12 protein-coding genes are annotated in these 12,662 nt (G+C 45.3%); all 12 read left to right on the top strand.

Features of this window, described 5'->3' with window-relative positions:
• Positions 1–31: 31 nt before the first annotated feature.
• The 12 genes from flgK to fliE all read left to right on the top strand — a co-directional run bounded on the left by flgK (position 32) and on the right by fliE (position 12,635).
• Positions 32–1,957, top strand: coding sequence for a flagellar hook-associated protein FlgK (gene flgK, locus B5P39_RS14410; protein ID WP_088212004.1), 1,926 nt, complete (start codon positions 32–34; stop codon positions 1,955–1,957).
• An 11-nt stretch (positions 1,958–1,968) separates the two neighbouring features.
• Positions 1,969–3,180, top strand: coding sequence for a flagellar hook-associated protein FlgL (flgL, locus tag B5P39_RS14405; protein ID WP_088212003.1), 1,212 nt, complete (start codon positions 1,969–1,971; stop codon positions 3,178–3,180).
• 94 nt (positions 3,181–3,274) lie between these two features.
• On the top strand, positions 3,275–4,096 hold the full coding sequence (locus tag B5P39_RS14400; protein WP_088212002.1) for a flagellin N-terminal helical domain-containing protein: 822 nt from the start codon (positions 3,275–3,277) through the stop codon (positions 4,094–4,096).
• Between the two features lie 260 nt (positions 4,097–4,356).
• Positions 4,357–5,175 carry a flagellin N-terminal helical domain-containing protein gene (locus tag B5P39_RS14395; RefSeq protein WP_088212001.1) on the top strand — a complete coding sequence of 273 codons (819 nt, stop codon included), beginning with the start codon at positions 4,357–4,359 and terminating at the stop codon, positions 5,173–5,175.
• A gap of 131 nt (positions 5,176–5,306) precedes the next feature.
• The gene (locus B5P39_RS14390) at positions 5,307–5,693 is read left to right on the top strand and encodes a flagellar protein FlaG (RefSeq protein ID WP_088212000.1); all 387 of its coding nucleotides are present in this window, start codon (positions 5,307–5,309) and stop codon (positions 5,691–5,693) included.
• A gap of 42 nt (positions 5,694–5,735) precedes the next feature.
• Positions 5,736–7,106 (top strand): flagellar filament capping protein FliD, encoded by a 1,371-nt coding sequence (gene fliD, locus B5P39_RS14385; protein ID WP_088211999.1) that lies wholly within the window; start codon positions 5,736–5,738, stop codon positions 7,104–7,106.
• Positions 7,107–7,135: 29 nt separating this feature from the next.
• On the top strand, positions 7,136–7,456 hold the full coding sequence (locus B5P39_RS14380; RefSeq protein ID WP_088211998.1) for a flagella biosynthesis chaperone for FliD, FliT: 321 nt from the start codon (positions 7,136–7,138) through the stop codon (positions 7,454–7,456).
• Between the two features lie 6 nt (positions 7,457–7,462).
• Positions 7,463–7,873, top strand: a complete 411-nt coding sequence (gene fliS / locus B5P39_RS14375; protein ID WP_088211997.1) for a flagellar export chaperone FliS — start codon at positions 7,463–7,465, stop codon at positions 7,871–7,873.
• 288 nt (positions 7,874–8,161) lie between these two features.
• Positions 8,162–9,595: a sigma-54 dependent transcriptional regulator gene (locus B5P39_RS14370; RefSeq protein ID WP_088211996.1), complete on the top strand. Its 1,434-nt coding sequence runs from the start codon at positions 8,162–8,164 to the stop codon at positions 9,593–9,595.
• Positions 9,596–9,703: 108 nt separating this feature from the next.
• The gene (locus B5P39_RS14365) at positions 9,704–10,786 is read left to right on the top strand and encodes a sensor histidine kinase (RefSeq protein ID WP_088211995.1); all 1,083 of its coding nucleotides are present in this window, start codon (positions 9,704–9,706) and stop codon (positions 10,784–10,786) included.
• Positions 10,779–12,119: a sigma-54-dependent transcriptional regulator gene (locus tag B5P39_RS14360; RefSeq protein ID WP_088211994.1), complete on the top strand. Its 1,341-nt coding sequence runs from the start codon at positions 10,779–10,781 to the stop codon at positions 12,117–12,119. Before B5P39_RS14365 ends, B5P39_RS14360 begins: the two co-directional genes overlap by 8 nt.
• A 177-nt stretch (positions 12,120–12,296) precedes the next feature.
• The gene (gene fliE / locus B5P39_RS14355) at positions 12,297–12,635 is read left to right on the top strand and encodes a flagellar hook-basal body complex protein FliE (protein WP_011625692.1); all 339 of its coding nucleotides are present in this window, start codon (positions 12,297–12,299) and stop codon (positions 12,633–12,635) included.
• The last annotated feature ends 27 nt before the right edge of the window (positions 12,636–12,662 follow it).

Raw genomic sequence — 12,662 nt, 5'->3', positions numbered from 1 at the left:
ATAGGATGTTAGTGTTGGGGAGTATCGGCTGATGGCTATCGATCTATTAAATATTGCCCGTACCGGCGTGCTCGCATCTCAGTCGCAACTGGGGGTGACCAGTAATAACATCGCCAACGCCAACACCGCGGGTTATCACAGACAAGTGGCGACACAAACCACCTTAGAGTCTCAACGTCTTGGCAATAGTTTTTACGGTACAGGTACTTATGTTTCTGACGTTAAACGTATTTATAACGACTACGCCGCCCGCGAACTGCGGATTGGCCAAACCACGCTGAGTGCGGCCGAAGCGAGCTATGGCAAGTTGAGCGAACTTGACCAAGTTTTCTCGCAAATCGGCAAAGTGGTGCCGCAGAGTTTGAACGATCTGTTTTCTGGCCTTAACAGTTTAGCGGACTTACCTGGTGATTTAGGTATTCGTAGCTCGACTTTAAACGATGCCAAACAATTGGCAAACAGTTTGAACCAGATGCAGTCGACGCTAAATGGGCAACTCAGTCAAACCAATGATCAAATCACTGGCATGACCAAGCGTATCAATGAGATCAGCACTGAACTTGCCAATCTTAACCTCGAGTTGATGAAGTCACCCAACCAAGACGCCATGTTACTGGACAAGCAAGATGCATTGGTGCAGGAGCTGAGTCAGTACGCGCAGGTGAATGTGATCCCCTTAGAAAATGGCGCCAAAAGCATCATGCTCGGCGGCTCTATTATGTTGGTTTCGGGCGAAGTCGCTATGTCAATGAATACAGCGACAGGCGATCCATTCCCCAACGAATTACAGTTGATGTCGACTATTGGCTCGCAGAGTGTAAAGGCTGATCCGAGTAAGTTAGGTGGCCAGCTTGGTGCCTTGTTTGAGTATCGTGAACAAACCTTAGTGCCTGCGAGTTTAGAACTCGACCAACTGGCCCTCGGGGTTGCCGATAACTTTAACAAGTTGCAGGCCCAAGGATTCGACCTTAACGGCCAAGTGGGCGGCAATATCTTTAAGGATATCAACGATCCTCTGATGTCTCTGGGTCGTGTTGGTGGATTATCAGGTAACACTGGCAATGCAACTTTAGGCGTGAATATTGACGATACCAGCGCCTTATCGGGTGGCTCATACGAGCTGTCTTTTACAGCGCCAGCCACCTATGAACTCAGAGATACACAAACTGGCGCTATTACGCCACTGACTTTAAACGGCACTAAGCTCGAAGGCGGCGCGGGATTCTCGATTGATATTAAAGCCGGAGCCATGGCTTCGGGTGACCGATTTGCTATTCGACCCACAGCAGGTGCGGCGAATGGTATTGAAGTGGTGATGACAGATCCGAAAGGCATTGCCGCGGCTGCGCCCAAAATCACCCCTGATGCGGCAAACTCAGGCAATACTCAAGTGAAGGTAACGCAAATTACCAACCGTAATGCGGCAAACTTCCCGACAACGGGTAGCGAATTAACGATTCAATTAGATACCACTGCCGTACCGCCAACCTTTGAGGCCTTCGATGCCAATGGCACATCCCTTGGCGCGCCAGCGGCGTACACACCACCGAGCATTAGTGCGTTTGGCTTTACCTTTGAAGTCGATAGCAGTGCGGCGGCCGCGGGTGACAAGTTTACCTTCGATTTATCCTTTGCCGAAGGGGATAACACTAACGCCTTGGCAATGGCCAAACTCAGTGAAACCAAAGTGATGAATGGCGGTAAATCAACGCTTGCCGATGTGTTTGAACAGACCAAGCAAGATATTGGTAGTCAAACCAAGGCGGCGAGCGTGCGAGTCGATTCCGCCGAGGCCATTTATCAACAAGCTTATGCAAGAGTCGAGAGCGAATCGGGCGTGAACTTAGATGAAGAAGCGGCCAACTTGATGCGTTTTCAACAGGCCTATCAAGCGTCTGCGCGGATCATGTCAACCGCTCAGCAAATTTTTGACACCCTACTGACCTCAGTGCGTTAGGAGAAGTGACGATGAGACTATCAAGTGCGCAGCTCTTTAATCAAAGCATTAGTAGTGTGCTGCAAAAACAAACAGCCACGAGCAAAATTTTAGAGCAACTCAGCAGTGGCAAAAAGGTGAGTACTTCAGGGGATGACCCTGTTGCGGCTTTAGGTATCGATAACCTGAATCAACGCAATGCCTTAGTCGATCAATTTATGAAGAATATCGACTATGCCAATAACCGTCTCGCGGTGACCGAAAGCAAACTAGGCAGTGCCGAAGATTTAACGGCATCTATTCGTGAACAAGTGATGCGTGCAGTGAACGGCACCTTATCCGACTCAGAGCGGCAAATGATTGCCGATGAGATGAAAGATAGCCTCGAAGAGTTGCTTTCTATTGCCAATAGTAAGGATGAATCAGGCAATTATCTGTTTTCAGGATATAGCACAGACAAACAACCTTTTGCTTTTGATAATTCTACGCCGCCAAAGATCGTTTACAGCGGTGATTCTGGCGTGCGTGATAGCTTAGTTCAGTCCGGTGTGGCCCTCGGCACCAATGTACCTGGCGATCTCGCGTTTATGAAAGCGCCTAATGGGGTTGGCGATTATAGCGTCAATTATTTGGCCAGCCAGCAAGGTGGATTTAACGTTGATACAGCCAAAATAGTCGATCAGTCAACTTATGTTGCTGATACTTATACCTTTAATTTCTCTGACAATGGTTCTGGTGGTGTCAATCTACAGGTACTTGATTCTGCAAACAATCCTGTTGCAAACGTCGCTAACTTCGATGCCACTAACCCTGTAAGTTTTAATGGTATTGAAGTCAAGATCGACGGTAAACCCAGTGCTGGCGATAGTTTCAGCATGGCGCCACAGGCTGAAATCAGTATTTTCGATACGATCAATAATGCGATCGCTTTGATCGAAGATCCCAGTTCTGCAAATACACCTCAAGGTAAGGCGAAGTTGGCACAGATATTGAATAATATCGATAGTGGCGTCAATCAGATCAGTTCTGCCAGAAGTGTGGCGGGTAATAATCTGAAAGTCGTCGAGCGTTACAAGGATACTCATACAGAAGAGAAGGTGGTGAATACTTCAGCCCTTTCACTACTGGAAGATCTGGATTATGCGTCAGCGATTACGGAATTTGAAAAGCAGCAGCTTGCATTGAACGCAGTCTCTAACGTGTTTAGTAAGGTGGGTTCTGTTTCCCTGTTTGACTTTATTTAACAGAAAGCAAAGACCTAACCCTCTGTAAGATAAATTGTTAAAAATTTAGCCAAGCTCCAAGCCTTGGCAGTATAACTAGGAAGAGGAACTCAACATGGCTATTACCGTTAATACTAACGTGACTTCAATGAAGGCACAGAAAAATTTAAATACCTCCAATAGTGGTTTATCTACCTCTATGGAACGTCTATCGAGCGGTCTGCGTATTAACAGTGCTAAAGATGACGCGGCTGGTTTAGCAATTTCTAACCGTTTAAACAGCCAAGTACGTGGTCTGGAAGTCGGTATGCGTAACGCCAACGATGCAATTTCTATCGCACAGATTGCAGAAGGTGCAATGCAAGAACAAACCAACATGTTACAGCGTATGAGGGACTTAACTATTCAAGGAACGAATGGTGCCAATAGTACTGCTGATTTAGCTTCGATATCTGCAGAGATTTCACAATTGGCTAATGAAATTGAACAAATTGGTAAAACAACTGCTTTTGGTAATACAAAACTATTAAGTGGTGGATTTGCTGCTGGGAAGACGTTTCAAGTTGGGCATCAAAATGGTGAAAATATTAAAATCTCTGTAGGAAAAGTAGACGCAACTTCGTTATCGGTTCTTACATTATCTGCCGGTACATCTGCAGCCCGTAGTACAGCGTTAACTAAGATTGATGCTGCAATTAAAACTATCGATGGTCAGCGAGGTAAGTTAGGTGCAATTCAGAACCGCCTAGCGCACAATATTAGTAATAGCGCTAATACTCAAGCAAACGTAGCTGATGCAAAGAGCCGTATTGTGGATGTCGATTTTGCGAAAGAAACGTCAGTTATGACTAAGAATCAGGTATTACAACAGACCGGATCTGCGATGCTTGCTCAAGCTAACCAACTGCCGCAAGTGGCGTTGTCACTATTGGGCTAAGCTTAAGTTAGTGTATTTTTGTCGAGTACTTTTGCCTACTTTTTCTAGTTCTAGCCAAGGTTAGAAAAGTAGGCAAAGTTTTGTAATGGTAAATTTTTATCTATATGAAAAAAAAGATTTTTTATATAGATAAAAATTTTTGAAAAATAATTCTAAAGATAAAAAAGGTGCGGCCGTTAAATATACTGTAACCACTAAGACCCGCCTGGCTTATGTAGACAGGCAAGTTTAGACAAGCCAGGTATAAAGAGGAAACGATCATGGCCATTACAGTAAACACAAACGTTACATCTTTAAAAGCACAGAAAAACCTAAATACTTCAGCTAGCGGTTTGGCCACTTCAATGGAACGTTTATCCAGTGGTCTTCGCATCAACGGCGCAAAAGATGATGCTGCTGGTCTCGCTATTTCTAACCGTCTAAATAGCCAAGTTCGTGGTCTCGAAGTTGGCATGCGTAATGCGAATGATGCAATATCGATTGCGCAAATCGCTGAAGGCGCGATGCAAGAACAAACTAATATGTTGCAACGGATGCGTGATCTAACTATTCAAGGAACGAACGGTGCGAATAGTACTGCAGATTTAGCTTCAATCACAGCAGAGCTTACTCAGTTAGCTAATGAGATTGAAGAAATTGGTAAAACTACTGCGTTCGGTAATACCAAGCTATTGAGTGGTGGTTTTGGTTCAGGGAAGAAATTTCAAGTTGGCGCTCAAAATGGTGAAACCATCAGTATCTCTGTATCTAAAACTGACGCAACAGCATTATCGGTTAAGACGCTATCAGCGGGAACTTCTGCTGCTCGCAGTACTGCATTAACTAAGATCGATGCAGCGATAAAATCTATTGACACTCAACGTGGTAAGTTAGGTGCTATTCAAAACCGTTTAGCTCACAACATTAGCAACAGTGCTAACACTCAAGCTAACGTAGCCGATGCTAAGAGTCGTATTGTAGACGTCGACTTTGCCAAAGAAACGTCTCAAATGACTAAGAACCAAGTGTTGCAACAAACAGGCTCAGCAATGTTGGCGCAAGCTAACCAATTACCTCAAGTAGCCTTATCACTACTTTAATAACACACTGAAGTATAAGGTTATAAGGGAGGTTCGGTGACGGATCTCCCTTTGCCGCATAAATGGTCATTAAAGTTATAGTGTTTGTTTAGCTGTTATAAGACAAATGCTCCTGATGGTGAGGTATAGCTATGGATATCAATATAGCCAGTACATCAGCTCCGCTTCAAAGCAGGGTTGATTTAGCTCAAGTACCACTGAAAGCACCGACGGCGGATGTTGAAGTAAAAAGTGATGCTGCCGTATCCGTGGTTGAACAGTCTACAGAGCAAAGTGCTACAGAAAATGAACAAGAGCCAGGAAAGTTAACCCAAGTCGCGACTGAGCTTTCTGATATGATGTCAATGATGCGTAAAGGCTTGGCATTTAAAGTGGATGAAAACTCGGGGCAAGCAGTAGTAACAGTCCTAGATAGAGATACAGGTGATGTCATTAGACAGATGCCTAGTGAGGAAGCGCTTAAATTAGCTGAGAAACTGTCAGAAGTGACAGGTCTTCTAATGAAAACCGAGGCTTAAAGCTCGCACAGTAATTTACCCGTTGATGAGTGAGAGGTTTGTATGGCATTAACAGCGACAGGTATGGGTTCTGGTTTAGATATCACTAATATCGTAAAAGTGCTAGTCGATGCAGAGAAAACACCCAAAGAAGCGATGTTTAATAAAACTGAAGACAGCATTAAAGCTAAAGTTTCTGCGATGGGAACATTAAAAAGTGCACTGTCTACTTTTCAGGATGCCGTAAAAAAGCTTCAAACAGGCGATGCATTAAATCAACGGAAAATTTCTGTTAGTAGCGACTCTTTCCTAAGTGCTACAGCTGATAAAACGGCCCAAACGGGTAGCTATGGGATTAAAGTTGAGCAATTGGCTGTCAATCATAAGATAGCGGGAACCAATGTTACCGATCCCACTCTGTCTGTGGGTGAGGGAAGTTTAGCTTTTGATATTAATGGCGAAAGTTTTTCGGTCGACATTGCCGCAACAGACTCCTTAGCTGCTATAGCCAAAAAAGTGAATGAAGCTTCGGATAATGTTGGTGTCACAGCTACAGTGATTACCAGTGATGCAGGCAGTCGCTTAGTGTTTAGTTCAAATAAAACCGGTGAAGATAACCAGATAAACCTCACTGCCACGGATACGTCTGGCACAGGGCTCACAGATATGTTTGGTACTGGTAATACAACTACACTGCAAGATGCTAAAAATGCCGTGCTTTATATTGATAATCAAAAAGTTACTTCGCAAACCAATGAAGTGAAAAATGCGATTACGGGTGTGACATTGAATTTAACAGATGCCGATGTTGCTAAAACCACAACGGTAAAAATCGAACAAGATAACGACGCTGTTAAAACCAATGTGCAAGCCTTTGTTGACGCTTATAATAGTTTAGCGACAGCAATTGATAAAATGTCTTCTTACGATAAAGACAAGAAGACTGCAGCAGCACTGCAAGGTGATTCAATGATCCGTTCCATTGAATCTCAACTTCGAAGTATTGCCAGTGAGCGAATTCCTACTGAGGATGGTGGTTCCATCGCACTTTATGATATTGGTATTAAAACGGATAGATATGGAAAAATGTCTATTGATGATACTAAGCTGACTAAAGCGCTTTCTGAAGATATGCCTAACATCGAAGCATTGTTTTCAACGCCAGAACAAGGGCTTGCAAACCGTTTTTATGATCTTGCTGATAGCTATGTTAAATCTCGCGGTTTGATTGCCGATCGGGAAACAAGTTATACCAATCAACAGAATCGCTTAGATGACCAACGTGAAGCTTTTTCGCTTAAAATGGACCAGCTGACTGCTCGCTTAACTAAACAGTTTAATGCTATGGACCTTGTAGTTGGTCAACTAAATCAACAGAGTAGCGGTTTAGTTGATCGTCTAAACTCATTACCTGGCGCGGTTAAAAAGAGCTAAATCGATTTATGTAAGTTAAGGGGTCGTTTGTGAAGCAACTCGATGAGCTGAATGTGGCACTGGAGCAAGTGCTAGAACAGTTAAGACGAATTCCTGCAGAAGATGTTCGAACCGATGACTTGGTCTCAAACTTGCTAAGCATGGTAGAAGAGCGTCAACTTTTACTCAATGTATTAGTCGCCGATACCAATATGACGGATGCTAATTATCTTCATAGTCAGCTTGCTCATACTCAGGCCTTTTCAAAAAAGGCGAGTATTATCATGGCTGACAGGCAAGCATTATTACATGCAAGCAGTAAGAATAAGCGCCAGATAAGTGTTTATGAGACTATAGATTCAAATAGGTAGGTGTTTATGAGAGGGTCACTGCAATCATATCGTAAGGTTTCACTAGAAAGTGAAATTACCGTTGCTTCCCCACATCGAATCATTCAGTTAATGTTTGCTGGTGCGTTACAACGTTTAGCACAGAGTCGCTATGCAATTGAACAAAACGACTTACCAAGTAAAGGCATTTACATTAACAAGGCCATTGGTATTATTACTGGATTAAATAACAGCTTGGATATGGATGCAGGCGGGCAAATTGCTAAAAATCTCAGCGATCTTTATGATTTTATGCTGCGTAAGATTTCCGAAGCTAACCTCAATAATGATGTAAAAGCGATTGATGATGTGTGCGATATTTTACGTACCATCAAAGAAGGCTGGGATGCCATTCCTGCCGATAAACACAATATGTCTTCGCATTCAGAAGCTCGTTAATTGTGTTATAGATCAACAGGAAAAAGGACGCACAGAGTGCGTCTTTTTTTTGGCTTTCGTCAATTTATTGACATAATTGACTAGAATCATGGGATAAATGAACTAAAATCAATTCAGTTTGGCATAATCCGCATTCGAAGCTTGCTTCTCGACTGCTGATAATACAATATTCATCACAGTAGTGATGGTGGCACAGATTGTTACATTGAATTTGTTAAGCTTTTACAGCAACTAATCATAAATAATTAATGCGAATTGATACCTAATTAGCGCTTTACGGCCTACTGAATGATGCAAACAGATCAACGAATTTTACTTGTCGGAACCCCATCAGAGCGATTAAATCGCCTGTGTTGCATTTTTGAATTTTTGGGCGAGCAAATCGAGATTGTCGCCATCGAAAAATTAAGCACTAGCCTCCAAGATACCCGTTATCGCGCTTTGGTGATCAGCACAGAGACTGTGTCCGTTGACGAATTAAAGTCGATCGCGAATCAGTATCCATGGCAACCTATCTTGTCCTTTGGCAATGTGGGCGAGTTACAGGCTGCAAATATCCTAGGTCAAATCGAAGAGCCATTAAACTATCCGCAACTCACTGAGCTGCTGCATTTTTGCCAAGTGTATGGCCAGGTTAAGCGTCCACAAGTCCCAACGAGTGCGAATCAAACCAAATTATTCCGTAGTTTAGTGGGCCGCAGTGAAGGCATCGCGAATGTTCGTCATTTGATCAGTCAGGTTGCGACGTCTGATGCGACGGTGTTGGTGCTCGGGCAGTCAGGCACGGGTAAGGAAGTGGTTGCTCGTAATATCCATTACTTGTCTGAACGTCGTGATGGTCCCTTTATTCCGGTTAACTGTGGCGCGATTCCGCCAGAACTACTCGAAAGCGAATTGTTCGGTCATGAGAAGGGCTCTTTTACGGGGGCTATTAGCTCACGTAAGGGCCGTTTCGAGCTTGCCGAAGGTGGCACACTGTTTCTCGATGAGATCGGTGATATGCCTTTGCAGATGCAGGTCAAGTTACTGCGTGTGTTGCAGGAGCGTGTTTTTGAGCGTGTTGGTGGCACTAAGACTATTAATGCCGATGTCCGCGTTGTAGCTGCAACCCACAGAGATCTTGAAAGTATGATCACGGGTAATGAGTTCCGTGAAGATCTGTATTATCGTCTCAACGTCTTTCCGATCGAGATGCCAGCACTAAGCGATCGCAAGGATGACGTTCCCTTACTGTTGCAAGAGCTGGTAAGCCGAGTCTATAACGAAGGCCGTGGCAAAGTTCGCTTTACTCAACGGGCGATTGAATCGTTAAAAGAACACGCTTGGTCGGGTAACGTGCGAGAACTGTCTAACCTTGTCGAGCGTTTAACGATTTTATATCCGGGCGGGTTAGTCGATGTGAATGACTTGCCTATTAAGTATCGTCATATCGATGTGCCCGAATACAGTATCGAACTCAGTGAAGAACAACAGGAGCGTGATGCATTAGCATCCATCTTCACCAGTGAAGAGCCGGTTGAAATCCCTGAAACCCGTTTCCCGAGCGAGTTACCGCCGGAAGGGGTCAACCTTAAGGATCTGTTGGCTGAGCTTGAAATCGACATGATACGCCAAGCGTTAGAACAACAGGATAACGTGGTTGCGCGCGCCGCCGAGATGCTAGGTATTCGCCGCACGACCTTAGTTGAGAAAATGCGTAAGTACGGAATGACGAAAGAATAGTCATATTCCAGTTGTTTATCCTATTGTTTTACCTATCTAAATTCATTTCTTAATTTGGCATAGAATCTGCAAACACTCCGTCAGAAGCAATTTTTTGACGGAGTGACTATGTCAGCCCATCCACTAGCGCAACTTGAAACATTCAAGCACACTAGCAAACAATGGAACCAACTGCGTGAGGCCGCCAATATGTCCAATCGAATGGAGCATATTTTACAGGCTATGCCCTCTGGCGTGGTGATTTTGAACGGTGATGGTATTGTCACCGATGCAAACCCTGTTGCCGTGGAATTGCTGGAGCAGTCGTTATGCGGCGTGCGCTGGATTGATGTGATCCATACGGCGTTTGCACCGCAGGACGATGACGGCCATGAGGTGTCATTACGTAATGGCCGCCGAGTCAAATTAGCTATTACCCCATTAACGCCGGAACCAGGCCAATTAATTGTGCTGACGGATCTGACCGAAACCCGTCTACTGCAAAAAAATCTGTCCCATCTGCAGCGCTTATCAGCCCTCGGAAAAATGGTCGCGACGCTGGCGCATCAGGTGCGTACGCCACTGTCGGCTGCACTGCTCTATGCTGCGAATCTGGCCAGTCCCAAATTATCTGAATCTGCTAAGGCAAAATTTCAGCAAAAATTAGTCGATAGACTCAATGAGCTTGAACGCCAAGTTAACGATATGCTGTTGATGGCTAAAGGGCGGCAGGATGAATTGGGCGAGTTAGTTAACCTTGATGAGGTGATTAATACTGTTATGGCGAACTGTGAGCCGATTGTGGCTCAGCGCGGCGCAGCATTGACCGTCACCAATGCGTCCAATGGCCTAATGCTGGCGAATGTGAACGCGCTCAGTTCCGCCGTGAATAATCTGGTGATGAATAGCCTTGAAGCCGGAGCAACGCAGATCCAAATCGTCGCTAATGATATCGGCGAGCAGCTAGCCCTCAATGTGGTCGACAATGGTAAAGGGCTGGATGCCAAGATGCAACAAAAAGTGTTGGAGCCTTTCTTTACCACCAAAGCGCAAGGAACGGGCCTAGGCTTAGCCGTTGTGCAGTCGGTGGTGCGCAATCATGGCGGACAAATCCAATTGAGTTGTATGCCTAATAAAGGTTGTACTGTGTCGCTGACGTTCCCGCAGGCGAAATCGGCGACTGTATTGCCGCTGGAGAAACCCTATGTCTGAAGCCAAATTACTCTTAGTCGAAGACGATGCATCCCTGCGTGAGGCTTTGCTCGATACCTTGATGTTGGCGCAATACGACTGTATCGATGTGGCCTCCGGCGAGGAAGCCATTATCGCCTTGAAGCAACATCAGTTTGATTTAGTGATCAGCGATGTGCAGATGCAGGGTATTGGCGGCTTAGGCTTATTAAATTACTTACAGCAGCATCACCCTAAGCTGCCAGTGTTATTGATGACGGCATATGCCACCATTGGCAGTGCGGTGAGTGCAATTAAATTGGGCGCCGTCGATTATTTGGCTAAGCCCTTTGCTCCAGAGGTGTTGCTCAACCAAGTTTCCCGCTATTTACCGCTCAAACAAAATAGTGATAAGCCAGTCGTTGCCGATGAAAAGAGTCTCGCGCTCTTGTCTCTGGCGCAGCGAGTGGCGGCATCCGATGCCTCAGTGATGATCCTTGGGCCAAGCGGCTCAGGTAAAGAAGTGTTAGCCCGTTATATTCATCAGCACAGCAGCCGTGCCGATCAAGCATTTGTGGCCATTAACTGTGCGGCTATCCCCGAGAATATGCTTGAGGCGACCTTATTTGGTTATGAAAAGGGCGCCTTTACCGGTGCTTATCAGGCGTGTCCTGGTAAATTTGAGCAGGCGCAGGGCGGCACCTTATTACTCGATGAAATTTCAGAGATGGATTTGGGACTTCAGGCCAAACTGCTGCGTGTGCTGCAAGAGCGTGAAGTAGAGCGTTTAGGCGGTCGCAAAACCATTAAGTTAGATGTTCGGGTGCTTGCCACCTCGAATCGCGATTTAAAGGCCGTCGTTGCTGCGGGGCAATTTCGGGAGGATCTCTATTATCGTATTAACGTGTTTCCACTGACATGGCCAGCTTTGAATCAACGCCCTGCGGATATTTTGCCCTTAGCTCGGCATTTGCTAGCCAAGCACGCGAAGGCGCTCAATGTGCTTGATTTGCCTGAGTTTGATGAGGCAGCTTGTCGTCGTTTACTCAGCCACCGCTGGCCGGGGAATGTGCGCGAGTTGGATAACGTTGTCCAACGCGCGTTAATTTTACGTGCTGGAGCTGTGATTAGCGCCAACGATATTATTATCGATGCCCAAGATGTGCCTCTGTTATCCGATGAAGCCGAATTCGCCAGTGAGCCTGAAGGTTTAGGTGAAGAGTTGAAGGCGCAGGAGCATGTGATCATTCTCGAAACCCTAGCGCAATGCCAGGGTAGCCGTAAGTTGGTTGCCGAGAAACTCGGGATCAGTGCGCGTACTTTAAGATACAAGATGGCCAGAATGCGCGATATGGGGATTCAATTGCCCAACTAAGTCGGTTTTTGCAACCTAACTTGCACCTTTGCCACTGGGTTACCCTGTGGCAATTTCATATCTGACGATTCCCTCAATTCTTTTTAGCACGGCTAAGTGAAAACTTGGCCGTGCTTTTGCATATCCTGTTTATCTAGAGAGTTTAATCGTCAATAACTCGACGATGGGGAGCACGACATGCAAATTGGCGCGAATTCATTACTGCAAGAAATGCAGTCACTTCAAGGTGAAATTAAACCTTCTTTTGGGATTTCACCCAATAACATTGTGCAGCAAGTGAATAACACCAGCGGTGCTGACTTTGGACAACTCCTCTCCCAAGCCATTGGCAATGTTAGTGGTTTGCAATCAACCTCATCGAATCTTGCGACCCGACTCGAAATGGGTGACACCACTGTGAGCCTTTCTGATACAGTTATCGCCCGCGAAAAGGCCAGTGTTGCCTTTGAAGCCACAGTCCAAGTGCGCAATAAGCTCGTTGAAGCTTATAAAGAAATAATGAGCATGCCTGTTTAGGCCAGTGAATAACGCAATTAGCAGGTA

The sequence above is a fragment of the Shewanella sp. Shew256 genome (genome assembly GCF_002196695.1).
Lineage (GTDB): Bacteria > Pseudomonadota > Gammaproteobacteria > Enterobacterales > Shewanellaceae > Shewanella > Shewanella mangrovisoli.
This window is presented reverse-complemented; position numbering and strand designations above follow the sequence as displayed.